Here is a 22,268-nt window from a genome sequence, read left to right as displayed (position 1 = left end):
GGGGGTGGTCAAATCCATGTGGAGAGGACCATTGCGAGGGTGGCGAGAAAGCCCGTGAACCAGATCAGAGAGCGCCAAGGCGCCCAGCCGAAGTAGTAGGCGGGGACGTAGAGGATGCGGGCGGCGAGGTAGGTCCATGCACAGATCGCGGTGAGGCCGGTTGTCTTGTCACCAAGGACGACGACGACAACGGCGGCGGTGTAGAGGATCAGCGCCTCAAAGTGGTTGTTCATCGCGCGGTAGAGGCGGGCGGGTTTGTCGGAGAGCTGGCTTGAGAGCGGGCCACCGAGGTGGGATTCGTCGCGGGCTGAGAGGGTCTTGGAGGGGCCAAGGTCGAGGTTGGCCGAGATCGACATCAGGGCGAATTGGGTCGCTTGCAGGACAACGGCGTAGGCGAGGACTTGGAGTTCAGGGGTCATCAAGTCGCGCTTATGAAGAACGGTAGGATCATCAGGAGCAACCCGCCGAGAGATGTGAACCAGGCAATCGACCGGACGAGCGGAAGGCCAGATGCAAACGCGGGAATATAGGCGATACGAGCCCAGAAATAGACTGCTGCACCCAAAGCTGATTGAGCCGTCCCGCTGTCCGTCACGGCGAGCATGAGGGCCAAGGCTGCAAACGCTGGAAAGGTTTCGAGAAAATTACGCAACGCCCGTTGGACACGATCGGCGACGGCGTTTTGGTCACGTGGTTCATCTTGAGGACCGAGGGCCCAGCCAAGGCCCTTTGATAAGTCAGACAAGGTAGCTTGAAAAAGCACGTGAACGATCAGAAGGATAACGGTGTATAGCAGGTAAGTGAGTTCCGATGTCATTGGCTTGTTACCTTTCGTTCGCCATTTTTTACTTTTTTCATCAAATCCCAGCAATTTTCACAGACGAAGTGTTTTGCTACTTCCGAGTCCTTGTTTGTCGCAAAAATTTTGCCTTCAAATTTTGTTCCGCTCCCAAATTTTTCCCAGCAGCCAGCGCAGTGTTCATGGTCGCTGTCTTTGGCTATGGCTGAGACCACACACAAGGACGGCATTTCAGACCCCAATGTTGGTTGCCAACCTAGATGCTTTGAAAGCCAATAAACAGTTCCATCGGGAGTACCTTCGTCACTATCTTTCGACTTTGGTGAGTTCATAGCTGGTTGCCCGGCGTCGCCGGGCATCGCCCGGACCTCCCCCCGAGGAGAGGGCGCTTCACGCCCACCCCTGAGGTCCGCGCGATGCCCTTATGTGCGGCGCGGAACATCTGTTTAAAGATCCATCAACAACCGACGTGGATCCTCTAGCGCTTCTTTCACGCGCACCAAGAAGGTCACAGCACCCTTACCGTCCACGATCCGGTGGTCATAGCTGAGGGCGAGATACATCATCGGGCGGATCACGACCTCTCCGTTGATCGCCATCGGGCGGTCTTGGATTTTGTGCATGCCCAAGATGCCGGACTGTGGCGGGTTCAGGATCGGAGAACTCATCAGGGAGCCGTAGACGCCGCCGTTGGAAATGGTGAAGGTGCCGCCTTGCATCTCTTCCATCGACAGCTTGCCATCACGCGCCTTTGCACCCTTCTCGGCAATCGCTTTCTCAATCGCAGCGAAGGACATGGCGTCTGCGTCGTTGATCACAGGCACCACGAGGCCGGTGGGTGTGCCTGCAGCGATGCCCATGTTGACGTAGCTTTTGTAGACGATGTCTGTGCCATCAATCTCTGCGTTCACCTCTGGCACTTCATTCAGTGCGTGGCAGCAGGCTTTGGTGAAGAAGGACATAAAGCCGAGCTTCACGCCGTGTTTCTTCAAGAACAGGTCTTTGTATTCGTTGCGCAGGGCCATCACCTCGGTCATGTCGACCTCATTGTAGGTGGTGAGCATCGCGGCGGTGTTCTGGCTGTCTTTCAGGCGCTTGGCGATGGTTTGGCGCAGGCGCGTCATTTTCACACGCTCTTCGCGTGCGGCTTGATCGGCGGCGACGGGGGCACGTGGGGCGGGCGCGGTCGCCGCAGGCGCCGGGGCGGACCCGCCAGCAGCAACTGCGGCAGCGACATCGGATTTGGTGACGCGACCATCGCGGCCGGTACCAGCGACTTGATCACGGGTCATACCAGCCTCGGCGAGTGCTTTTTCAGCCGCGGGGCCGTCTTTCATGCCAGCGGGTGCGCTAGCGGTTGCGGCTGGTGCGGCGGCGGCAGGCGCGGGGGCCGCTGCGGCTGCGGCTCCTGCGGCGATGACGGCCAGCTTGGCAGAGGCATCGACGGTTGTGCCTTCAGCAGCGACGATCTCTGACAGGACGCCAGCGGCGGGGGCGGGCACTTCGACGCTTACCTTATCGGTTTCCAGCTCACAAAGGATTTCATCCTGTGCGACGGCGTCGCCAGCGGCTTTGAACCAAGAGGAAACCGTCGCTTCTGTTACGCTTTCGCCAAGCGTTGGAACCATGACGTCGATGTTTTCACCACCGCCAGAGGCCGCAGCAGGTGCGGGCGCTTGGGCTGGTGTTTCCGCCTTTGGCTCAGGGGCGGCGGCCCCGTCAGAGATTTGCGCAAGCAGGGCATCGACACCGACGGTATCGCCTTCGGCGGCCACAATCTCGGACAATGTGCCAGCGGCGGGGCTGGGGACTTCGACGGTGACTTTATCGGTTTCAAGCTCACAGAGCATTTCATCCACAGCGACGCTATCGCCGGGTTTTTTGAACCATGTGGCGACGGTGGCCTCAGTGACAGATTCGCCTAAGGTTGGGACACGAACTTCTGTGCTCATTTCTTTGATCCTTTGATGGTCAGCGCATCATCGACGAGGGCTGCTTGTTGGGCTTTGTGTTGGCTGGCAAGGCCGGTGGCAGGGGAGGCCGAGGGCGGTCTGCCTGCGTAAACGGGGCGGGTGTGCTTGGCTTTGATCCGTGTGAGGACCCATTCAAGGTTGGGTTCCATAAAGGTCCAAGCGCCTTGGTTGCGGGGTTCTTCCTGACACCAGACCATTTCGGCATTTTTGAAGCGTTCAAGCTCTTTGACTGAGGATTGCGCAGGGAACGGATAGAACTGTTCGTAGCGCATGATGTAGATGTCATTGATGCGGCGAGCGTCGCGTTCTTCCAGCAGGTCGTAGTAGACTTTGCCGGAGCACATGACGACGCGCTTGATCTTGTCATCGGCCGCCAGTTTCGTGTCGGAATTGCCGTACTGAGCGTCATCCCACATGATCCGGTGGAAGCTGGAGCCTTCGGTGAATTCCTCGGCCTTGGAGATCGCCATTTTGTGGCGGAGCAAGGACTTCGGCGTCACGATGATCAACGGCTTGCGGAAATCGCGGTGGATCTGGCGGCGCAGTAGGTGGAAGTAGTTGGCAGGCGTCGTACAGTTGGCGACGATCCAGTTGTCCTGCCCGCACATCTGCAAGAAGCGTTCGAGGCGGGCAGAGGAGTGTTCAGGTCCTTGGCCTTCGTAGCCGTGAGGCAGCAGGCAAACAAGGCCGGACATCCGCAGCCATTTGCTTTCGCCCGAGCTGATGAACTGGTCGAACATGATTTGCGCGCCGTTGGCGAAATCGCCGAACTGCGCTTCCCAAAGAACCAGCGCGTTGGGTTCGGCGAGGGAGTAGCCGTATTCAAAACCCAGCACCGCGTATTCGGAGAGCATCGAGTCGATCACTTCGTACTGCGCCTGACCCTCTCGGATGTTGTTCAGAGGGTAGTAGCGTTCTTCGGTGTCTTGGTTGATGAAGGCGGAGTGGCGTTGGCTGAACGTGCCGCGCGTACAGTCTTGACCGGCGAGGCGCACAGGGAAGCCTTCAAGTGCGAGGGAGCCGAAGGCCAGCGCTTCGCCAGTGGCCCAGTCGAAGCCTTCGCCTTTTTCGAACATCTCGGTCTTGGCTTTGACCAAGCGCCCAACCGTTTTGTGGATCGGGAAACCCTCCGGCACGGTGGTCAACGCTTTGCCGATCTCGTCGAAGGTTTCGCGTTTGATCGCGGTTTGACCGCGCTGGTATTCGCCATCGCGTTTGTCCAGATGCGACCAGCGGCCATCGAGCCAGTCAGCCTTGTTGGGCTTGTAGTTCTTTCCGGCCTCAAACTCTTCATTCAGATGAGCTTGGAAGGCGGTTTTCATATCCTCGATCTCACCCTCGGGGATCAAACCGTCGCGGACGAGTCGTTCGGTATAGAGCGTCAGAGAAGTTTTATGCGTCTTGATCTTCTTGTACATCACCGGATTGGTGAACATCGGCTCATCGCCTTCGTTGTGACCAAAGCGGCGGTAGCAAATGATGTCGAGCACGACGTCTTTGTGGAATTTCTGACGGAACTCGGTCGCGACGCGCGCCGCATGGACAACAGCCTCTGGATCGTCGCCGTTCACGTGGAAGATCGGGGCTTCCACCATCAGTGCAATATCAGTTGGGTACGGGCTGGACCGGCTGAAGTGCGGAGCTGTGGTAAAGCCGATCTGGTTGTTGACCACGATGTGCATCGTACCGCCGGTTTTGTGCCCTTTGAGGCCAGAGAGGCCAAACCCTTCGGCCACAACGCCTTGTCCAGCAAAGGCTGCGTCACCGTGGAGCAGGATGCCCATGACCTTTGTGCGGTCTTCGTCGTTCTTCTGATCCTGCTTGGCTCGGACCTTGCCCAGAACGACAGGGTTCACTGCCTCTAGGTGGCTGGGGTTCGCGGTGAGGGACAGGTGCACGTTATTGCCGTCGAATGAGCGGTCGGAGGAGGCGCCGAGGTGGTATTTCACGTCGCCTGAGCCATCGACGTCTTCTGGCTTAAAGCTGCCGCCTTCGAATTCATTCAGGATCGCGCGGTAGGGTTTTTCCATGACGTTGGCGAGGACAGAGAGACGCCCGCGATGCGGCATGCCGATGACAATGTCTTCGAGGCCCAGTTGGCCGCCGCGCTTGATGATCTGTTCCATCGCGGGGATCAGGCTTTCGCCGCCATCAAGGCCGAAACGCTTGGTGCCCATGTATTTGACGTGGAGGAATTTCTCAAAACCCTCGGCCTTTACCATCGAGCCAAGGATCGCCTTGCGGCCTTCCTTGGTGAAAGCAATCTCTTTGCCATAACCTTCGATGCGCTCTTTCAGCCAACCGGCTTCCTCGGGGTTGGAGATGTGCATGTATTGCAGGGCGAAGGTGCCGCAATAGGTGCGTTTCACAATCGCCATAATCTCGGTCATCGTCGCGACTTCGAGGCCAAGCACGTTGTCGATGAAAATTGGGCGATCCATATCCACTGGCTTGAAGCCATACGAGGCAGGGTCCAGTTCTGGGTGCGGGGTCGCGTCGCGCATGCCGAGCGGGTCGAGGTCGGCCACAAGGTGGCCCCTGATCCGATAGGCGCGGATGATCATCAGAGCGCGGACGGAATCGAGCACGGCGGCGCGAACTTGGTTTTCATCCAGCGTGACGCCTTTTTCGGCGGCCTTCTCTTTGATCTTTTTGCCAGCCGCTTCGGGTTCGGCGGGCCATTGACCGTCGAGCGCGGCGGTCAGGTCGTCATTTGGTTGTGGCGGCCAATCGGTGCGCGCCCAGCTGGGGCCAGCCGCCTCTGCTTTCGTGTCCGTAGGAGCGTCTCCGAGGGAGCGGAAGAACGCCTGCCAGCTTTCATCCACCGCGCCGGGGTTATCGGCGTAGCGGGCGTAGAGTTGCTCCACATATTCCGCGTTGTGCCCTTGCAGGAAGGACGAGGAATGGAAGACGTCGTTGGGGGATTGGTCGGTCATGTTGGGACCTCTGTCGTTTTATTGAGCAAGACTAGTGCAAGAAACCTGTAGCCATTTGATCCAAATAGCTTTTTCGAAGTTTTAGAATTTATTTCCCGGTATTCTAGTAGGGAGCCATCGTCATGAAGCGCGCCTCTGAAAATGGCGTTGCCATCTACGTAGTTGGTTCGACCCACAACGCCAAACCTACCAAAAATAAGCGAACGTGGTTCGGGAGCAAGAAAAATGCAAATGTGAGGTCCAGCAGAAGTCTTCGTAAGGATTAGGTGAGCTCCATTTGGCGCTAAGAAAGACGTGGGCTGCTCCCATATTGCAGCAGTGGATCTAACTAAATTTCCTTCTCTCCAAAGGTGTTCAGACCACTCTTCTGATCTTAGGTCAGAATTAAGTTGTTCAGAAAGCTCTGGTGCGAGTTCTTCAAAAGCCGCAGCCACTGAAGCTGCAAACTGCAGCCCATTGCCTCCGCTTCTCGTCCAGCCGCGTTTGTCAACTTCATCTATTCGGTCCTGATGTGACAGTTCCGAATTTAGGCATATATCGTTGACCAATAGAACGGCGTATCTTTCGTCAGCTAAGGCTGTTGAGGGGGCTGTAACTGCTAAAGCTAACGCGTAAATAGTGGTATGAGTTACTCGCAACAGTGCCATCATCGTCCGGGCGATAGGCCGGGCAGCGCCCGACCCGCCCCCCAGGGCGGGCGTTTCACGCCCCCCCTCGGGTCCGGCGCTGCCCTTGGTATGAACAGCAACCGAAGTCATCTACTTCGCAATCGCTTCCAGCACGGCCTCTCCCAGTGTCGCTGGGCTGTCGGCCACGACTATGCCCGCGGACTTCATCGCTTCGATTTTGCTTTCCGCGTCACCTTTACCACCAGCGACAATCGCGCCCGCATGGCCCATGCGGCGGCCTGGAGGGGCGGTGCGGCCTGCGATGAAGCCAGCGACGGGCTTCCAACGTCCCTTTTTGCTCTGCTCGGTCAGGAATTCGGCGGCTTCTTCTTCCGCCGTGCCGCCAATCTCACCGATCATGATGATGGATTGGGTTTCATCATCATCGAGGAACATGTCGAGCACGTCGATATGCTCTGTTCCTTTAATCGGGTCGCCGCCAATGCCCACGGCTGTGGACTGACCAAGACCTGAGTCAGCGGTCTGCTTCACCGCCTCATAGGTCAGCGTGCCCGAGCGCGATACAACACCGACGGAGCCGCGTTTGTGGATGTGGCCGGGCATGATGCCGATCTTGCAGGCATCCGGCGTGATGATGCCGGGGCAATTCGGGCCGATCAGGCGGGAGGACGAGCCTTCGAGCGCCTTCTTCACGCTCATCATGTCGAGCACGGGGATGCCTTCGGTGATGCAGATGATCAGTTCCATCTCGGCGTCGATGGCTTCGAGGATTGAATCGGCTGCAAACGGCGGCGGCACATAGATGACTGAGGCGTTGGCCTCGGTCACATGTTTCGCCTCATGCACGCTGTTGAAGACCGGCAGATCAAGATGGGTTTGCCCACCTTTTCCTGGTGTGACGCCACCAACCATTTTGGTGCCGTAGGCAATCGCCTGTTCGGTGTGGAATGTACCCTGAGAGCCGGTGAGGCCCTGACAGATGACTTTGGTGTTTTCGTCTACGAGAATTGCCATGATCTTAACCTTTCACTGCTTTGACGATCTTCTGAGCGCCGTCTTTCAGGTCATCGGCTGCGATCACGTCGACGTCTGAGTTGTTGATGATGTCTTTGCCCTGCTGCACGTTGGTGCCCTCAAGGCGGACGACGAGGGGGACTTTTAACCCAACCTCTTTCACCGCTTCGACCACGCCCTCGGCGATGACGTCGCAGCGCATGATGCCGCCGAAGATGTTCACAAGGATGCCTTTGACGTTGGGGTCAGAGGTGATGATCTTGAAGGCTTCGGTCACCTTCTCTTTCGTTGCACCACCGCCCACGTCGAGGAAGTTGGCAGGCTCGGCCCCGTAGAGTTTGATGATGTCCATTGTCGCCATCGCGAGGCCCGCGCCGTTGACCATGCAGCCAATTTCGCCGTCGAGGGCGATATAGTTGAGGTCGAACTTGGAGGCTTCGAGTTCTTTCGGATCTTCTTCGGTTTCGTCGCGAAGGGCGGCGACGTCGGCGTGGCGGTAGACCGCGTTGCCGTCAAAGGAGACTTTTGCGTCGAGGACTTTCAGATCGCCTTTGTCGGTGACGATCAGTGGGTTGATCTCGAGCATCTCCATGTCTTTTGAGATGAATGCCTTGTAGAGGAGGCCCATCAGTTTGACGCATTGCTTGACCTGCTGACCTTCGAGGCCGAGGGCAAAGGCCACGCGGCGGCCGTGGTAGGGCTGGTAGCCGGTGGCTGGATCAACGGTGAAGTTCAGGATCTTTTCTGGGGTTGAGGCGGCGACCTCTTCGATGTCCATGCCACCTTCGGTGGAGCAGACAAATCCCACGCGGGACGTGGCGCGGTCGACGAGGAGCGCGAGGTACATCTCTGTCTCGATGCCGGAGCCGTCTTCGATATAGACGCGGTTGACTTGCTTGCCAGCTGGTCCGGTTTGATGGGTGACCAGCGTGCGGCCCAGCATCTTTTTGGCCTCTTCGGCAGCTTCTTCCACGGATTTGGTCAGGCGTACTCCGCCTGCTTCGCCAGCGTCGGCTTCTTTGAATTTGCCTTTGCCGCGGCCACCTGCGTGGATCTGTGCCTTGACAACCCAAAGGGGGCCATCCAATTCACCGGCCGCAGTTTTTGCATCTTCGGCTTTGAGAACGGCACGGCCGTCGCTGACAGGGGCGCCGAAGTCGCGCAAAAGCGCCTTGGCCTGATATTCGTGGATGTTCATTGCAATCCCTTACGTGGCTTTGTTTGGGGCAATGAAGCACAGTGTCGCAGCTAAAAAAACAACTTCGCGAGAATGTTATCGGAAAAAGCGACATTTGTGATCACACTAAGAAAAAGTGTGATCACAAATTAACCAATTGTCCTACGACTCAGTGTTTAAAGGGGTTTGAGCGCACCAAAAACGAAAAGAAGCGCCTCAGAATAGAGGCGCTTCCGTAAGGTAAGTTTGTTGGAATGGATCAGCCCAAGGAGCTGTCGATTCCTCTACACGCATCAACCAAGCCTTTCACGGCGTCGACGGATTTGTCGAACATGGCTTGCTCTTCTTTGTTCATCTTGATTTCGACCACACGCTCGATGCCGCCTGCGCCGATGATCGTTGGAACGCCGACATAGGTGCCGTTCAGACCGTAAGCGCCGTCTACATGTGCCGCACAAGGCAGCAGGCGTTTTTGGTCTTTCAAATAGGCTTCGGCCATTTCGATACCGGATGTTGCAGGTGCGTAGAAGGCGGAGCCGGTTTTCAGAAGGCCCACGATTTCTGCGCCGCCGTCGCGTGTGCGCTGGATGATAGCGTCCAGTTTTTCTTGCGTCGTCCAGCCCATTTCTACCAGATCAGGGAGCGGGATACCCGCAACTGTTGAATAGCGGGCCAATGGAACCATGGTGTCGCCGTGGCCGCCAAGAACGAAGGCAGTGACGTCGCGCATGGAAACGTCGAATTCTTCTGCAAGGAAGTGACGGAAGCGTGCGCTGTCGAGAACACCCGCCATGCCGCAGACCATATTGTGCGGCAGACCTGAGAATTCACGCAGCGCCCAAACCATCGCGTCGAGCGGGTTGGTGATGCAGATCACGAATGTGTCTGGCGCGTGTGCGGCGATGCCTTCGCCGACGGATTTCATGACTTTGAGGTTGATGCCCAGAAGGTCGTCGCGGCTCATCCCAGGTTTGCGAGCGACACCAGCTGTGACGATGCAAACGTCAGCGCCTGCGATGTCGGCGTAGTCATTGGTGCCTTTGAGCGCGACGTCGATGCCAGCCACTGGGCCTGCTTCTGCGATGTCGAGGCCTTTGCCCCGTGCGATGTCCCCTTCTTCGGCAATGTCAAAGAGGACGACGTCGCCCAGTTCTTTGATTGCTGCGAGGTGGGCGAGTGTGCCGCCGATTTGTCCGGCGCCGATCAGGGCAATCTTGGGTCTGGCCATGATGTTCTTCCTATGCGAAGTGAATCTGCGGCACTGCCTATTCGTTTGACGCGCAGGGTGCAAGAGTGCTGCAGCGCGGCATAAGCAAAGGTGATCAGCGTGGAAGGTTCCGTATTCTGGATAACAGCCGTTTTGGCCGCGATCTTCGTCGGTCTTGGCAAGGGCGGTGTTCCGGTGATCACGGCGATGGCGGTGCCAGTGTTATCGCTTGTCATCTCACCGGTCGTTGCAGCGGGTTTGCTGTTGCCGGTTTTTATCGCGTCCGATGTTTTTGGCGTTTATCTGTACCGAAAACACTTTGATCGGCGCGTTTTGACGATCATGTGCGCAGTGATGCCGATTGGTGTTTTTATAGGTTGGGCGACCGTCGATCTGATCTCAGAAGCGATGGTGACGATTCTGCTGGGCCTGATCGGTACCGTGTTTGCCCTCGCAATGTTGCTGGAGCGGCAGGAAGAGCGACCGCGTCGTGAGGCCAAGATTGGTCCTGGAATATTTTGGGGAACAATTACGGGGTTTACCAGTTTCGTGAGTCACTCGGGTGCGACGCCGTATCAGGTCTATACATTGCCCCTTCGCATGCCAAAGCTGGTTTTTGCAGGCACTGTGACAATCGCCTTTGCCTATATCAACCTTGTAAAACTGATCCCTTATTGGGCGTTGGGCCAGCTCAACGTGGAGAACCTACAAATAGCTTTGATCCTCATGGTGCCAGCTATCCTTGCTGTGTTTGCCGGAGTGGCGCTTGTGCGCTGGATCCCGACAAAGCTGTTTTTTCGGATCGTGGTTTGGGCGCTTCTGCTCATCTCGCTCAAACTCATTTGGGATGGGGTCGGGCGGCTCTAGGCGCCCTCATCTGTGTTCGGTAGCGGTTCGGCCACGTGTTGATAGTGGTCCCCTGCTGCGACAATGCAAGTAGGGCCACCAGGTTGGGTTAGAGTGATCGTCCATGTGCCGGTTTCGGTGGAGGCGAAGACCTCTAAAACGTTGTTCGCGGCATCAAGTGCAATGACTTGCCTGCTTTCGCCGAAGCCTGCCGCCAATCTTTCTACAACCGCCTGATGCGGCCCGCAGTTGCGGGTTTGGGCGGGGGCGAGTTGCGCGGTAAGCAACATCCCGAAAAAGGCCATGGACCAGAGAATGAGCTTTTGGTGGTTCATTGGGCGTCCCTCTTGGTATTGAAAATTGCGTTTGATTGATTGCGTCTCAGACTGCTCGAACGCGTGAAAAAAGCGGTTAACGGACCGTCACGGTCGGTTTGCGCCGCGCCGCAGCATTTTTCGCTTGAATGATTTGTTCGAATGAGGGCATGAATGCGCAACTTTATTGCGAGGAAGATATGACTCACCGTCCCACACGCTCCGCCCTCTATATTCCCGGCTCCCGCGATCGTGCGTTGGACAAAGCGCGCGGGCTGCCTGTGGATGTAATTTTGTTCGATCTAGAGGATGCCGTGGCGCCGGATGAAAAGGCGGCGGCGCGGGAGACATTGGAGGAGGCGTTGGCTGCGGGTGGATATGGACCGCGGTATAAGGTCGTTCGGATCAATGGACTCGATACAGATTGGGGAGCGGCAGATGTCGCGGCGGTCGCCGAAATGGCGTGTGACGCGGTTTTGTTGCCAAAGGTGAACAGTGCGGCGGATGTCGAGGCTTTGGCGGCGCAACTGCCAGATGTGCCGATTTGGGCGATGATGGAAACACCTCAGGGCATTTTGAACGCAGCCGAAATTGCAGCCCATCCACGCCTCGAAGGGTTCGTGATGGGGACAAACGACTTGGCGAAGGAACTCAATTCGCGGACCCGAGCGGCGATGAGAGTGTCTTTGCAGACCTGTTTGTTGGCAGCGCGGGCGTGTGCGGTGATCGCGATTGATGGCGTTTACAATGCGTTTAAGGACGAAGAGGGCTTGCGGGCTGAGTGTGATGAGGGGCGTGACTTTGGGTTTGACGGAAAGTCGCTGATCCACCCAGCTCAGGTGGCAATTGCGAATGAGGTGTTCGGGCCGAGCGAGGCTGAGATTGATCTGGCCCGTCGCCAGATCGCGGCCTTTGAGGACGCTGTGGCCGGTGGGCAGGGCGTCGCTGTTGTGGATGGAAAGATCGTTGAAAACTTGCATGTGGAGACCGCCCGCGCGACGTTGGCGAAAGCAGAAGCAATCGCAACGTTGGAGGCCTCATGATTCTTATTACAGCTGGTTTGCTCCTTTGGAGCGCGGCCCATTTCTGGAAACGCTTGGCGCCGGATCAACGCGCGGGTTTTGGGGAAAAAGGCAAGGGCATCGTTGCGCTGGCTTCGGTTGCAGCGATTGTGTTGATGGTCATTGGCTATCGTGGAGCGGATGGCACATTCTATTGGGGGCGATCGACAGCTCTGGTCGGGATCAACAACCTGCTGATGTTGTTTGCGTTTTATCTGTTCGCCAGCAGTGGCGCGAAAACGCGCGTCACAAAGTTGATCCGGCATCCGCAGCTCACGGCAGTCGTCGTCTGGTGCGTCGCGCATCTGTTGGTGAATGGCGACAGCCCGTCATTCCTGTTGTTTGGCGGCCTTGGCGTCTGGGCCATCGCTGAGATGATTTTGATCAATCGCGCAGAAGGGCCAAAGGAGGCCTATCACGCGGTTCCGATCAAGAAAGAGGTCACTGCGGTGATCGCGACGTTGGTGGTGTTCAGCGTCGTTTCGGCCATTCACCTATGGCTTGGCTACAACCCGTTTGGATAGAACATGCAGATTTACAGACTCCTGACCGAAGATGATACGGCAGCTTTTTGCCATAAGGTTTCAGGCGCGATTTCAAAGGGTTGGGCGCTTTATGGCGATCCCCAATACGCCTTTGATCATGCAAATGGCGTGATGCGCTGTGCGCAGGCCGTCGTGAAAGAGATCGACGGAGACTATCATCCAGACATGAATTTGGGACAGCAATGAGCAAGACAAACGCAGGTCGTTTTTTTGAGGATTACCGCCTTGGTGAGGTGATCCACCATGCGGTGCCGCGCACCGTTTCGGGTGGGGAACGAGCGATGTATCACGCGCTTTATCCGGCACGCGGGGCGCTTTATTCCTCAGATGCTTTTGCGCAGTCCTGTGGGCTTTCTGAGTCCCCGATGGACGACCTGATCGCGTTTCATTTGGTGTTTGGCAAAACGGTGCCGGATATTTCGCTGAATGCGGTGGCCAATTTAGGATATGCCGAGGGGCGATGGCTGAGGCCGGTTTGGCCAGGGGATACCTTGCGGTCGTCCTCTGAAGTGATCGGGCTAAAGCAGAACTCCAACGGAAAATCCGGCGTCGTCTGGGTGCGGACGACGGGGCGCAATCAGCATGGCGAGGCCGTGCTGGAGTATGTGCGCTGGGTCATGGTGCGACGGCGTGCAGAAGGGGATGCGCCGGCGACGGTCATCCCTGAGTTGGCCAAATCGGTCGCCGCCAATGATCTGGTTATCCCTGAAGGTTTAGATTTCTCGGAGTATGATTTTGAACAGGCCGGTGAGGCGCATCGTTTTGGCGACTATGCGATTGGCGAAGTGATCGATCACGTCGATGGCGTCACGATCGAAGAAGCCGAACACATGATGGCGACGCGCCTTTGGCAGAATACCGCGAAGGTGCATTTTGATGCGACCAACCGCGCCGATGGGCAGCGGTTGATCTATGGGGGCCATGTGATCTCATTGGCGCGGGCTTTGTCCTTCAATGGTCTGGCGAATGCACAAATGATGGTCGCCCTGAACGGGGGTGCCCATGCGAACCCATGTTTCTCGGGTGACACGGTGCGGGCCTGGTCCGAGGTTTTGGATAAGGCTGAGACGGATGCTCCAGGTGTTGGTGCCATTCGCCTAAGATTGGTCGCGACGAAGGGCAAGATCGGAGAGTGGAAGACCGATGATGGCAAGTACCATCCGAGTGTTTTACTTGATCTCGACTACTGGGCTTTGCTGCCGGTCTAGGCAGTGGCTTCACAATTTGTGATCACGCAAAAATTAATCGTGATCACAAATCTTGCAAACACTCCAACTGTGACGTTTTTTCTCAATAATTTGAGCGTCGAATGCGTGACTCGGCCCTCAACATCGTGCAAATAGGGTGCGACTGTAGCCACGCCGCAGAGCGGCCCGCAACCGAAGGGAACCGAGTTATGGCTGACGTAAATCGGGGAAACCGGCCTTTGTCGCCGCACCTGACCATTTATCGCCCCCAAATGACATCTATGACCTCTATTTTCGTGAGGATCACGGGTAACGCTTTGATCGTGGCCGCCTTGATGATCGTTTGGTGGTTTGCAGCCGCCGCAACGGGGCCAGAAGCCTTCGCAACCGCCGATGCATTCCTGCGCAGCTGGTTCGGTGATCTGGTCTTGTTCCTGTCGGTCTGGGCGATGTGGTATCACTTGCTTGGCGGCGTCCGGCATTTGATCTGGGATACGGGTCGGATGCTGAAGGTTGAACAGGCAGAAACACTTGGCCTTGTCATGATCATCGGGTCTGTCCTGATGACCATCTTCACTATCATCGTAACTTAAGGGAGCGCTAAGATGGCTTTTTTGACTGATCGCAAGCGCGCCTCTGGCATGGGGTCCGCAAAAACTGGAACCGAACACCATTGGCAGATGATGGTGACCTCTGTGGCGCTTTTGATTTTGGTGCCGCTGTTTATGTTTACTTTTGGCAGTGTTTTGGGCGGAACCTATGAAGAGGTTGTTGCCTACTACTCGCGCCCCGTACCTGCTGTGATCGCGATTTTGACGCTGCTCGTTGGTTTCTTTCACTTCGCCAAAGGTGCGCAGACCCTGATCGAAGATTATGTGCATGGGCTTGCCCGCAAGGGGCTGATCATTGGCGTGATTTGCCTGTCCTACGGTGCTGCCGCACTCGGCGTTTTCGCCATCATCCGCCTCGCCCTTTAAGCCACGGAGTTTATGAACAATGGCTGCTTATGAATATGAGACGCATACCTATGATGCGATTGTTGTCGGGGCTGGTGGTGCTGGTCTGCGGGCCACGCTTGGCCTGGCAGAGCAGGGGCTAAAGACGGCCTGTATCACCAAGGTTTTCCCGACTCGGTCACATACTGTAGCAGCACAGGGCGGCATTGCGGCATCCCTCTCCAACATGGGACCGGATCATTGGCAGTGGCATATGTATGACACGGTGAAAGGCTCTGATTGGTTGGGTGACACGGACGCGATGGAATACCTCGCCCGAGAGGCGCCCAAGGCGGTCTATGAGCTGGAACACTACGGCGTGCCGTTCTCTCGGACCGAAAAAGGTGAGATTTACCAACGCCCGTTTGGCGGACATACGACAGAGTTTGGTGAAGGCCCGCCCGTGCAGCGGACATGTGCGGCTGCTGACCGGACTGGTCACGCGATCTTGCACACGCTTTATGGTCAGTCGGTGAAGCAGAAGGCTGAATTCTTTATCGAGTATTTTGCGACCGATCTGATCATGTCTGAAGACGGGCAGTGTCAGGGGGTTGTTGCCTGGAAGCTGGACGATGGCACCATGCATGTGTTTAACGCCAAGACGACGGTGCTGGCGACTGGTGGCTACGGCCGCGCTTATTTCTCTGCCACGTCAGCGCATACATGTACGGGCGACGGTGGCGGTATGGTCGCACGTCAGGGTTTGCCGTTGCAGGATATGGAATTTGTTCAGTTCCATCCAACCGGGATTTACGGCGCGGGCTGTCTGATTACCGAGGGTGCGCGTGGTGAGGGCGGTTACCTGACCAACTCCGAAGGTGAGCGCTTCATGGAGCGTTATGCCCCGACCTATAAGGATCTTGCCTCTCGGGATGTTGTGTCGCGCTGTATGACGATGGAAATCCGTGAAGGGCGCGGCGTTGGAGCGAATGGTGATCACATTCATTTGCACCTGAACCACTTGCCGCCAGAGACGCTTGATCTGCGTCTGCCCGGTATCTCCGAAAGCGCGCGTATCTTCGCGGGCGTCGATCTGACGAAAGAGCCGATCCCAGTGTTGCCGACGGTGCACTACAACATGGGCGGCATCCCCACGAACTATTGGGGTGAGGTTCTGAACCCGACCAAAGATGATCCAGATGCAATCGTGCCTGGCTTGATGGCCGTTGGTGAAGCTGGCTGTGCGTCTGTGCATGGCGCGAACCGTTTGGGATCCAATTCTTTGATCGACCTCGTGGTCTTTGGTCGCGCCGCAGCGATCAAGGCGGGTGAGGTAGTTGATGCGGATGCGCCGAACCAGGCGTTGAACCAAGCCTCTGTGGACTATGCATTTGATCGCTTTGACAACGTTCGCAATGCGAACGGCGCAACCGGCACTGCTGAGTTGCGTCTGGAAATGCAGAAGGCGATGCAGGAAGACGCTGCTGTGTTCCGGACTGACAAGACCTTGGCCGAAGGGGTCAAGAAGATGGAAGGCATCGCGGGCAAGATGGATGACCTCAAAGTCACCGATCGTAGCCTCGTTTGGAACAGCGATCTGATGGAAACGTTGGAGCTGACAAACCTGATGCCAAACGCATTGGCTACGATTGTGGGAGCGGAAGCACGCAAAGAAAGCCGTGGTGCCCATGCACATGAAGACTATCCAGATCGCGACGACAAAAAGTGGCGCAAACACACTTTGGCGACCGTGGATGGCCCAAAGACGCAACTGTCTTATCGCCCCGTACACCTTGACCCGCTGACAACAACCGCTGAAGGTGGCGTTGATCTCAAGAAGATCGCACCTAAAGCGAGGGTTTATTAATGCAAACCATTACTAGGTCGTTTGGCTTGGTGGCAGTTTCGGCGTTGGTCTTATCTGGTTGTTCACAAGCGTCTGTTCGTGGAACGCCAGCTTCTTCACCAGAAGAATGCCGTTCCGACTGGCAACAAGAGCGTCAAAGGGCTGGGACCAGCGTGACAAGTACTGAAAGTGTTGGGGCGGTGATTGCTTCGATTTTTGTGAGCGCGGTTGCGACGACTGCCGAAAAAGATGCTGCGAACCAAAGGTTCCGCGCATGCTTAGAGCGTTTTGGCATCGAAGACCCGCAAGCCTATTTGCAGAACCCTGGAGCATACGACGTTTTGCTCAATCAAGCGCGGGGAAACCCCGCTGGTTCAAGCAGAAGCGCGCCGATAAGTCCGTGTCCCGCTGGTTCGAGCGTCATGCGGGCTGGAACGCAATATTGCGTAGGGCTGAAATGAGGTATCTGGCCTTTACGATAGGAGCCCCGATCCTTGTTGCCTGCGCTCCCATCTCGCCCGAACGGGCGGCTGATCAATGCGAGGAACGCGCCCGTGCAGCTCAGGGGCCCGAGGTTGAGATTGGCATTGGAGTCAACAGCAACAGCGGTGGCTTTGTGAATGGCTCAATTGGCGTCAGTTCGGACTTCATTCGCGGTACGGATCCGGTCGCGTTGTACGAAAGCTGCGTGTTCAACTTAACCGGCGAATTGCCGATCCGACCGCCAGTTTTGCGGGATTTATAGGCGCATTTTCGACCTAAGGATCGAGATCGATAGATCGATGTCAAACTGACTTTTGGCTCTTTCGTGTCCAGCCAACCCTAGCTTGGCCGTCAATTCTGGGTCTGTGAGTAGGTGTCGGATAGATGCGGCCATTTGGTCGACTTCGTGTTCGTCACACAGCAAGCCTGTTTCATTCTCCAGCACGGCCTCTGGAATACCGCTGTGGCGGGTCGAAACCACGGCAACGCCAGCACACATCGCTTCCAAAATTGCGACCGGTAACCCTTCGACATTCCCGTTTTCCGCTGTGACGGAGTGCTGCAGAAATATGTTGCAAGTTTGTATGAGCTCCTTGACGAACGCGTGCGGTTGCTCCCCATGGAACGTAATTTGATCGGATGCACCGAACTTCTCTGCCACAGATTTTGCTTCGTCCATCATTGGACCGTCGCCGACGAAATCCAGATGAGCGTCGAGATTGCCCTTGGCTGCTTTGGCAAATGCCTCAACGGTGATGTGAGGGGCTTTTTTGTCGATGAACCGACCTACGGCAAGGCAACGACCTGGCGTTCCTTTAGAATAAGGGAAGTCGGCGATTTCGATGCCGCATGGCGTGACCCATATTTTGTCGTCAGGGCAACCGATTTTGATCAACTTATCTGCGATGAACCGAGAAGGTGCAAAGAACCCATCTGCGATTTGAAACATCTTCTTGTAGCGTCGCACAAATGTCGGATCGTTCAAGACGCTAGAGGCGTCCCAGCCATGGAAATGGACATAGAACTGGCAGCCAGCGGCCTTGGCGGCTGGTAGGATTTTCACCCCATATGTGCCAAACTCGGCCATCATTGTGTGAACACCGTGATGCTTCAAGAACTGCGAGATCAACCGGTTTCGAGGTGTGAATCGAGCTAGCGGGCCGACCTGAAAATCTGACTTTGCGACCTGAGGGGTGCGTTTTAAGGCATAAAGGTGCGGACCGGGTAAATCGGGATTATCGAACGACTGATGAGAGACAAAGACCGTACTCCCAGGCGCAATCTTCTGTGCGTGTTGGTGCACGAAGGTTTGCGAGGTCACAGAAAAATTGCCGACGGCCAGTGCAAACATGATTGCCTCAAGATACAATTCAGTGGTGACCAGATAGCTAATCTGGCATGGATGCAAGGCGTCAATTGCAAAGGGTTCGGCGATCAATGCGGCATTTACACCTGATTGACACATCGATTGGCTCAGACAACGTCGGTGACGAAATCATCATGAGCGAGATTAAGTCACATCTGTTGCCATTGATTTCGGATGCCTATGTGACAACGTCTGCGGGGCATGATGGCCTTGGTGTCTACAGTCGCGATCTGGCTGGAAAGGCGGATTTAGTTTTGCTGTTGGGAACAAATGCCCTGCGACACCAATATCGCGTTGGGAAAAAGTATATTTGGTACGTCGACCGGAAAGATATTTCTGCGATCGAAGGTAAAGTTGTTCTCTTTGGTGTCGGGGCCAATCGCGACTTTGAAAAGATTGAACGTCGACAATTGGCGTTCCTGCAACGCGTGCTCGCTCCTAATTTCGTTCATGCGGTGAGAGACGAAACCGGGGCACGCATTGTCGAAGCTTGCGGTTTGAAAAGTGTGAATACGAGTTGTCCGACATTGTGGGCGGCGCCTCGTGTAAAGGTCGATCCGGCCAAAAGACCGGGTGCGGTTTGCTTTACGCTGACCAAACACAAAGCAGACCCTTTGGATCAGCAGATGTTGGATCAGATGCTTGATCTCTACGAGGATGTGTATTTCTGGCCGCAACAGCCGCGTGATCTTGAGTATCTGCGGACCTTAAACAATCAAGGCCGAGTGAAGGTTCTTCCGCCCAATTTGTCGGCCTATGACGCCTTCTTGTCATCGACGGAAGTTGATGTCGTGGGGACGCGTCTGCACGGTTCAATTCGCGGATTGCACCATGGGCGGCGGGTCCTTGCCATTGCGATCGATAACCGCGCGCGCGATATCGGAGCGGAAGTTTCGCTGCCTACGCTTCCGCGCTCGGAGATGCACAAATTGGCAGAACGTTTGAACGGTGACCTGACCTGTGAGTTGTCACTGCCGAAAGAAAAGATTGACCTATTCTTAGATCAGTTCAAATCGAGCTAAACTCACGAAAAACGAGCGAAATTGGGTGTTTTCGCGCCTGTTCTCATTGGCTTTTTTCTCAAAGGGGTGGTACAAAACGTCGTAGCCGAAAGGGGAACGATATGGTTCAACTCACACTGCCAAAGAACAGCCGCATGGTCACCGGTAAAACCTGGCCGAAACCGGAAGGTGCGACCAATCTGCGGACCGTGAAAATCTATCGTTGGAACCCAGATGACGGAAAGAACCCATCGGTGGATACCTACTTTGTCGACATGGACACATGCGGCCCGATGGTTCTGGACGCGTTGATCAAGATTAAGAATGAGATCGATCCGACGCTGACTTTCCGCCGGTCCTGCCGTGAAGGGATTTGTGGATCCTGCGCGATGAACATTGATGGGATCAACACGCTTGCCTGCATCTACGGCATGGATGAGGTGAAGGGTGATATTAAGATTTACCCGCTGCCGCATATGCCTGTAATCAAGGACCTGATCCCTGACCTGACCCATTTTTATGCGCAACATGCCTCGATCATGCCATGGCTTGAGACGAAAACGAACACGCCTGCAAAAGAGTGGAAGCAATCGATTGAAGATCGCGAAAAGCTGGATGGTGGTTATGAATGCGTGATGTGCGCCTGTTGCTCGACCTCTTGCCCATCCTATTGGTGGAATGGCGATCGCTATCTTGGGCCAGCCGCACTTTTGGCGGCGCATCGTTGGTTGGTCGACAGCCGAGACGAAGCGACAGGCGAACGTCTGGACAACCTCGAAGATCCGTTCAAGCTCTATCGTTGCCACACCATCATGAACTGCGCGAAGACCTGCCCGAAGGGTTTGAACCCTGCCAAGGCGATCTCTGAGATCAAACAGATGATGGTTGAACGAGTGGTGTGATCGCGCGATAGGTTTGCATGCCCGCGCTTAGTTACGCTCTTCTCCTTGCAACTCTTGCAGGCCTGGCGATCCCGCTAGGTGCTATTCTTGCTCGGTACGCTCATATCTCAAATCGCCAAATCGCCGATCAGGTGATGCATACCATCGTCGCTTTTGGCGGCGGCGCGCTTTTGTCTGCGATTGCTCTGGTTTTGGTGCCTGCCGGTGTCGAAGCCCTATCACCCCTTGTAGCGGTGTCGCTCTTTCTTGGCGGTGGGGTCGTTTTCTTTATCGTCGACAAGATGCTGGAACGCAAAGGCGGTGGCGGCGCGTTGATGTTGGCAATGTTGCTGGATTTCTTGCCGGAGGCACTGGCGTTAGGTGCGCTGCTAGCAACCGAAGCGGCGACGGCTAAGTTGCTGGCATTGATGATTTTTCTTCAGAATGTGCCTGAGGGTTTTTCGGCCTTTCGGGAGATGTTCAAGCCGGAGAAATCGAATGGCGGGAAGATCATCATGACCTTCTTTGCGCTGGCCTTGTTAGGCCCGCTTTGCGCCGGTTTGGGGTTGGTGTTTTTGTCAGATGCCCCAGAGACACTTGGTGCCATTATGATGTTTGCAGCGGGCGGAATTTTGTATCTTTTGTTTCAAGACATTGCACCTGAATCGCACATCTCTGGAACGGGTCTTCCTGCATTGGGGGCTGTTGCTGGTTTTGCCTTAGGTCTTGCCGGAGAGATGGTTATCGGTTGATCATTGCCCGATACGAAAGGGAGCCTCGATCATGTCCAATGCCCCATCCGACGCGGAAGAACGGCGCGCCATAGAGCCGGTGATTTGCTACCCAACGGAGACCCTACCGCAGCCTGATATGGCGCTCTATGCGTCATTTCGAGACGGTTTGGAGCTTGTGGATACGGCTATCGCACCGCCCAGAGAGGCCGCGGCGATCAAAGTCCCTTCTGGGCATTTTCTGCGCATTCATAGCGTCGAGGGGCCGCAGGTGGGGGATCTCAACCTGTTCAACGCTCAAAACCTTGCAGAACGGTTCTATTCGGGGAAAACCCGTGCTCTGCATGGGACGCATATTACCACGGGCGACAGAATGTGGTCGACTTTTCCGTACCTTAGACCGATGGCAACCGTGACCGATGATACATTGAATTGGTACGGGATGGACCAATATGGCGGCAGTGTACACGATGTTATCGGCACACGCTGCGATCCCTATACCGGCAATGTGTTGTCAGACACGCAGTATCACCATTGTTGTCACTCGAACCTGACCCGCGCCTTGGCGGATGCGGCTGGCTTGTCGATGAATGCGGCGGAAAACCTTGTGCATGATGTGTTGAACGTCTTCATGTGCACTGGCTTCACACGCGATACGGGGCAGTATTTTATGAAAGCGAGCCCAGTGAGCCCGGGGGATTATCTGGAGTTGTTTGCTGAGATTGATTTGCTGGCGGTCTTGAGCGCCTGTCCCGGAGGGGACTGCAGTTCAGAGCATTCGAGCGACGCGGCGGCCTGTTACCCGTTGAAGATGGAAGTTCTGAAACCAGCGTCGACAGAAGGTTGGCAATCGCCACCGATCAATGGCTATGATCGCAGCCACGGAAGGTAAGAGGGAATTTATGAAGAAGTTTTGTTTTGGATGTGTCGCTGCTCTGTGTGGTACGGCGGCTTTTGCGGATAGCGAAAGCACGATTTTGGCGGAGCAGCCGTTTACGTCTACGCCTTGGGCGAACGGGGACTATTATACCGTAACGCTCGAATTGGATGGTTGCATGTTGAGCAAGACGGTCACTGAATTCGACGGTGATGACGTCTCAGAAGACAGTTTGCGTATCGATATTGATTTGGCCCAAGTGGACATGGCGCGGTTGGAAATTGTCGCTGATGCTGTCACGCTTTGGGGTGCCAATGGCTATGAAGTGATGTGCACCGATATTGTAGGCGAGGATTGCGTTGTGCCGAACCGCCCGGGCGAGCAGATATCTGTTCCGGTAAGTGTTGGTGCAGATGAGTATTTGGCAGCCTTTGCCGATAAGGTGAGCAGCTGCCAATAG

Annotated in this window: 24 protein-coding genes; 14 read left to right on the top strand and 10 right to left on the bottom strand. The window is 55.8% G+C overall.

From position 1 onward, the window contains the following. Positions 1–8 precede the first annotated feature (8 nt). From BUA85_RS07325 to mdh, 8 genes are all read right to left on the bottom strand, one after another. On the bottom strand, positions 9–419 hold the full coding sequence (locus BUA85_RS07325; RefSeq protein ID WP_072900163.1) for an MAPEG family protein: 411 nt from the start codon (positions 417–419) through the stop codon (positions 9–11). After that, a complete protein-coding gene (locus BUA85_RS07320; protein WP_072900162.1) occupies positions 419–817 on the bottom strand; it encodes an MAPEG family protein in 399 nt (132 codons plus the stop codon). The genes BUA85_RS07325 and BUA85_RS07320 overlap by 1 nt, the downstream gene beginning before the upstream one ends. Next, positions 814–1,158 carry a hypothetical protein gene (locus BUA85_RS07315; RefSeq protein WP_072900161.1) on the bottom strand — a complete coding sequence of 115 codons (345 nt, stop codon included), beginning with the start codon at positions 1,156–1,158 and terminating at the stop codon, positions 814–816. The genes BUA85_RS07320 and BUA85_RS07315 overlap by 4 nt, the downstream gene beginning before the upstream one ends. Before the next feature lie 87 nt (positions 1,159–1,245). Next, positions 1,246–2,751, bottom strand: coding sequence for a 2-oxoglutarate dehydrogenase complex dihydrolipoyllysine-residue succinyltransferase (odhB, locus tag BUA85_RS07310; RefSeq protein ID WP_072900160.1), 1,506 nt, complete (start codon positions 2,749–2,751; stop codon positions 1,246–1,248). Beyond that, positions 2,748–5,708, bottom strand: coding sequence for a 2-oxoglutarate dehydrogenase E1 component (locus BUA85_RS07305; RefSeq protein ID WP_072900159.1), 2,961 nt, complete (start codon positions 5,706–5,708; stop codon positions 2,748–2,750). The genes odhB and BUA85_RS07305 overlap by 4 nt, the downstream gene beginning before the upstream one ends. Positions 5,709–6,466: 758 nt before the next feature. After that, a complete protein-coding gene (gene sucD, locus BUA85_RS07295; RefSeq protein ID WP_072900157.1) occupies positions 6,467–7,351 on the bottom strand; it encodes a succinate--CoA ligase subunit alpha in 885 nt (294 codons plus the stop codon). A 4-nt stretch (positions 7,352–7,355) separates the two neighbouring features. Further along, positions 7,356–8,549 (bottom strand): ADP-forming succinate--CoA ligase subunit beta, encoded by a 1,194-nt coding sequence (gene sucC, locus BUA85_RS07290; RefSeq protein ID WP_072900156.1) that lies wholly within the window; start codon positions 8,547–8,549, stop codon positions 7,356–7,358. A 238-nt stretch (positions 8,550–8,787) separates the two neighbouring features. Continuing rightward, positions 8,788–9,756, bottom strand: coding sequence for a malate dehydrogenase (mdh, locus tag BUA85_RS07285; protein WP_072900155.1), 969 nt, complete (start codon positions 9,754–9,756; stop codon positions 8,788–8,790). Positions 9,757–9,855: 99 nt separating this feature from the next. Between mdh and BUA85_RS07280 the strand changes: the two genes are divergently transcribed. Beyond that, positions 9,856–10,602, top strand: a complete 747-nt coding sequence (locus BUA85_RS07280) for a sulfite exporter TauE/SafE family protein (protein ID WP_072900467.1) — start codon at positions 9,856–9,858, stop codon at positions 10,600–10,602. Here BUA85_RS07280 and BUA85_RS07275 read toward each other — a convergent pair. After that, entirely contained in the window at positions 10,599–10,916 is a 318-nt protein-coding gene (locus BUA85_RS07275) for a hypothetical protein (RefSeq protein ID WP_072900154.1), read from the bottom strand. The two genes, BUA85_RS07280 and BUA85_RS07275, sit on opposite strands and share 4 nt — an antisense overlap. Positions 10,917–11,095: 179 nt before the next feature. On the opposite strand from BUA85_RS07275, the gene BUA85_RS07270 reads away from it, so the two are divergent. From BUA85_RS07270 to BUA85_RS07230, 8 genes are all read left to right on the top strand, one after another. Further along, entirely contained in the window at positions 11,096–11,938 is an 843-nt protein-coding gene (locus BUA85_RS07270; protein ID WP_072900466.1) for an HpcH/HpaI aldolase/citrate lyase family protein, read from the top strand. Continuing rightward, positions 11,935–12,480 (top strand): NnrU family protein, encoded by a 546-nt coding sequence (locus BUA85_RS07265; RefSeq protein WP_072900153.1) that lies wholly within the window; start codon positions 11,935–11,937, stop codon positions 12,478–12,480. The genes BUA85_RS07270 and BUA85_RS07265 overlap by 4 nt, the downstream gene beginning before the upstream one ends. 3 nt (positions 12,481–12,483) lie before the next feature. Next, the gene (locus BUA85_RS07260; protein WP_072900152.1) at positions 12,484–12,687 is read left to right on the top strand and encodes a DUF1737 domain-containing protein; all 204 of its coding nucleotides are present in this window, start codon (positions 12,484–12,486) and stop codon (positions 12,685–12,687) included. Next, positions 12,684–13,709, top strand: a complete 1,026-nt coding sequence (locus BUA85_RS07255) for a MaoC family dehydratase (RefSeq protein ID WP_072900151.1) — start codon at positions 12,684–12,686, stop codon at positions 13,707–13,709. Before BUA85_RS07260 ends, BUA85_RS07255 begins: the two co-directional genes overlap by 4 nt. Positions 13,710–13,897: 188 nt before the next feature. Beyond that, positions 13,898–14,281: a succinate dehydrogenase, cytochrome b556 subunit gene (gene sdhC / locus BUA85_RS07250; RefSeq protein ID WP_072900465.1), complete on the top strand. Its 384-nt coding sequence runs from the start codon at positions 13,898–13,900 to the stop codon at positions 14,279–14,281. Positions 14,282–14,293: 12 nt separating this feature from the next. After that, the gene (gene sdhD / locus BUA85_RS07245) at positions 14,294–14,665 is read left to right on the top strand and encodes a succinate dehydrogenase, hydrophobic membrane anchor protein (RefSeq protein ID WP_072900150.1); all 372 of its coding nucleotides are present in this window, start codon (positions 14,294–14,296) and stop codon (positions 14,663–14,665) included. Positions 14,666–14,684: 19 nt separating this feature from the next. Beyond that, on the top strand, positions 14,685–16,490 hold the full coding sequence (sdhA, locus tag BUA85_RS07240) for a succinate dehydrogenase flavoprotein subunit (RefSeq protein ID WP_072900149.1): 1,806 nt from the start codon (positions 14,685–14,687) through the stop codon (positions 16,488–16,490). A gap of 436 nt (positions 16,491–16,926) precedes the next feature. Continuing rightward, entirely contained in the window at positions 16,927–17,214 is a 288-nt protein-coding gene (locus tag BUA85_RS07230; RefSeq protein WP_072900147.1) for a hypothetical protein, read from the top strand. Here BUA85_RS07230 and BUA85_RS16685 read toward each other — a convergent pair. Next, positions 17,209–18,303, bottom strand: coding sequence for a glycosyltransferase (locus BUA85_RS16685; RefSeq protein WP_165611594.1), 1,095 nt, complete (start codon positions 18,301–18,303; stop codon positions 17,209–17,211). The genes BUA85_RS07230 and BUA85_RS16685 overlap by 6 nt on opposite strands. 86 nt (positions 18,304–18,389) lie before the next feature. On the opposite strand from BUA85_RS16685, the gene BUA85_RS07220 reads away from it, so the two are divergent. The 5 genes from BUA85_RS07220 to BUA85_RS07200 all read left to right on the top strand — a co-directional run bounded on the left by BUA85_RS07220 (position 18,390) and on the right by BUA85_RS07200 (position 22,268). Further along, positions 18,390–19,340 carry a polysaccharide pyruvyl transferase family protein gene (locus BUA85_RS07220; RefSeq protein WP_072900145.1) on the top strand — a complete coding sequence of 317 codons (951 nt, stop codon included), beginning with the start codon at positions 18,390–18,392 and terminating at the stop codon, positions 19,338–19,340. Between the two features lie 101 nt (positions 19,341–19,441). After that, positions 19,442–20,221: a succinate dehydrogenase iron-sulfur subunit gene (locus BUA85_RS07215; protein ID WP_072900144.1), complete on the top strand. Its 780-nt coding sequence runs from the start codon at positions 19,442–19,444 to the stop codon at positions 20,219–20,221. Positions 20,222–20,238: 17 nt separating this feature from the next. Then, the gene (locus tag BUA85_RS07210; RefSeq protein WP_072900143.1) at positions 20,239–20,952 is read left to right on the top strand and encodes a ZIP family metal transporter; all 714 of its coding nucleotides are present in this window, start codon (positions 20,239–20,241) and stop codon (positions 20,950–20,952) included. Positions 20,953–20,983: 31 nt separating this feature from the next. Continuing rightward, a complete protein-coding gene (locus BUA85_RS07205; protein ID WP_072900142.1) occupies positions 20,984–21,823 on the top strand; it encodes an urea carboxylase-associated family protein in 840 nt (279 codons plus the stop codon). A gap of 10 nt (positions 21,824–21,833) precedes the next feature. Further along, positions 21,834–22,268 carry a hypothetical protein gene (locus BUA85_RS07200; RefSeq protein ID WP_072900141.1) on the top strand — a complete coding sequence of 145 codons (435 nt, stop codon included), beginning with the start codon at positions 21,834–21,836 and terminating at the stop codon, positions 22,266–22,268.

Origin of the sequence: Cognatiyoonia sediminum, assembly GCF_900129845.1 — a bacterium.
GTDB lineage: Bacteria > Pseudomonadota > Alphaproteobacteria > Rhodobacterales > Rhodobacteraceae > Cognatiyoonia > Cognatiyoonia sediminum.
Note: the sequence above shows the minus strand (reverse complement) of the source record. Positions and strands in the feature narration are given on the sequence as shown.

Coding starts and splice junctions, on each gene's coding strand:
- BUA85_RS07325 (WP_072900163.1), bottom strand. CDS start 419: ATGACCCCTGAACTCCAAGTCCTCGCCTACGCCGTTGTCCTGCAAGCG.
- BUA85_RS07320 (WP_072900162.1), bottom strand. CDS start 817: ATGACATCGGAACTCACTTACCTGCTATACACCGTTATCCTTCTGATC.
- BUA85_RS07315 (WP_072900161.1), bottom strand. CDS start 1,158: ATGCCCGGCGACGCCGGGCAACCAGCTATGAACTCACCAAAGTCGAAA.
- odhB (WP_072900160.1), bottom strand. CDS start 2,751: ATGAGCACAGAAGTTCGTGTCCCAACCTTAGGCGAATCTGTCACTGAG.
- BUA85_RS07305 (WP_072900159.1), bottom strand. CDS start 5,708: ATGACCGACCAATCCCCCAACGACGTCTTCCATTCCTCGTCCTTCCTG.
- sucD (WP_072900157.1), bottom strand. CDS start 7,351: ATGGCAATTCTCGTAGACGAAAACACCAAAGTCATCTGTCAGGGCCTC.
- sucC (WP_072900156.1), bottom strand. CDS start 8,549: ATGAACATCCACGAATATCAGGCCAAGGCGCTTTTGCGCGACTTCGGC.
- mdh (WP_072900155.1), bottom strand. CDS start 9,756: ATGGCCAGACCCAAGATTGCCCTGATCGGCGCCGGACAAATCGGCGGC.
- BUA85_RS07275 (WP_072900154.1), bottom strand. CDS start 10,916: ATGAACCACCAAAAGCTCATTCTCTGGTCCATGGCCTTTTTCGGGATG.
- BUA85_RS07270 (WP_072900466.1), top strand. CDS start 11,096: ATGACTCACCGTCCCACACGCTCCGCCCTCTATATTCCCGGCTCCCGC.
- BUA85_RS07265 (WP_072900153.1), top strand. CDS start 11,935: ATGATTCTTATTACAGCTGGTTTGCTCCTTTGGAGCGCGGCCCATTTC.
- BUA85_RS07260 (WP_072900152.1), top strand. CDS start 12,484: ATGCAGATTTACAGACTCCTGACCGAAGATGATACGGCAGCTTTTTGC.
- BUA85_RS07255 (WP_072900151.1), top strand. CDS start 12,684: ATGAGCAAGACAAACGCAGGTCGTTTTTTTGAGGATTACCGCCTTGGT.
- sdhC (WP_072900465.1), top strand. CDS start 13,898: ATGGCTGACGTAAATCGGGGAAACCGGCCTTTGTCGCCGCACCTGACC.
- sdhD (WP_072900150.1), top strand. CDS start 14,294: ATGGCTTTTTTGACTGATCGCAAGCGCGCCTCTGGCATGGGGTCCGCA.
- sdhA (WP_072900149.1), top strand. CDS start 14,685: ATGGCTGCTTATGAATATGAGACGCATACCTATGATGCGATTGTTGTC.
- BUA85_RS07230 (WP_072900147.1), top strand. CDS start 16,927: ATGAGGTATCTGGCCTTTACGATAGGAGCCCCGATCCTTGTTGCCTGC.
- BUA85_RS16685 (WP_165611594.1), bottom strand. CDS start 18,303: ATGTTTGCACTGGCCGTCGGCAATTTTTCTGTGACCTCGCAAACCTTC.
- BUA85_RS07220 (WP_072900145.1), top strand. CDS start 18,390: ATGCGGCATTTACACCTGATTGACACATCGATTGGCTCAGACAACGTC.
- BUA85_RS07215 (WP_072900144.1), top strand. CDS start 19,442: ATGGTTCAACTCACACTGCCAAAGAACAGCCGCATGGTCACCGGTAAA.
- BUA85_RS07210 (WP_072900143.1), top strand. CDS start 20,239: ATGCCCGCGCTTAGTTACGCTCTTCTCCTTGCAACTCTTGCAGGCCTG.
- BUA85_RS07205 (WP_072900142.1), top strand. CDS start 20,984: ATGTCCAATGCCCCATCCGACGCGGAAGAACGGCGCGCCATAGAGCCG.
- BUA85_RS07200 (WP_072900141.1), top strand. CDS start 21,834: ATGAAGAAGTTTTGTTTTGGATGTGTCGCTGCTCTGTGTGGTACGGCG.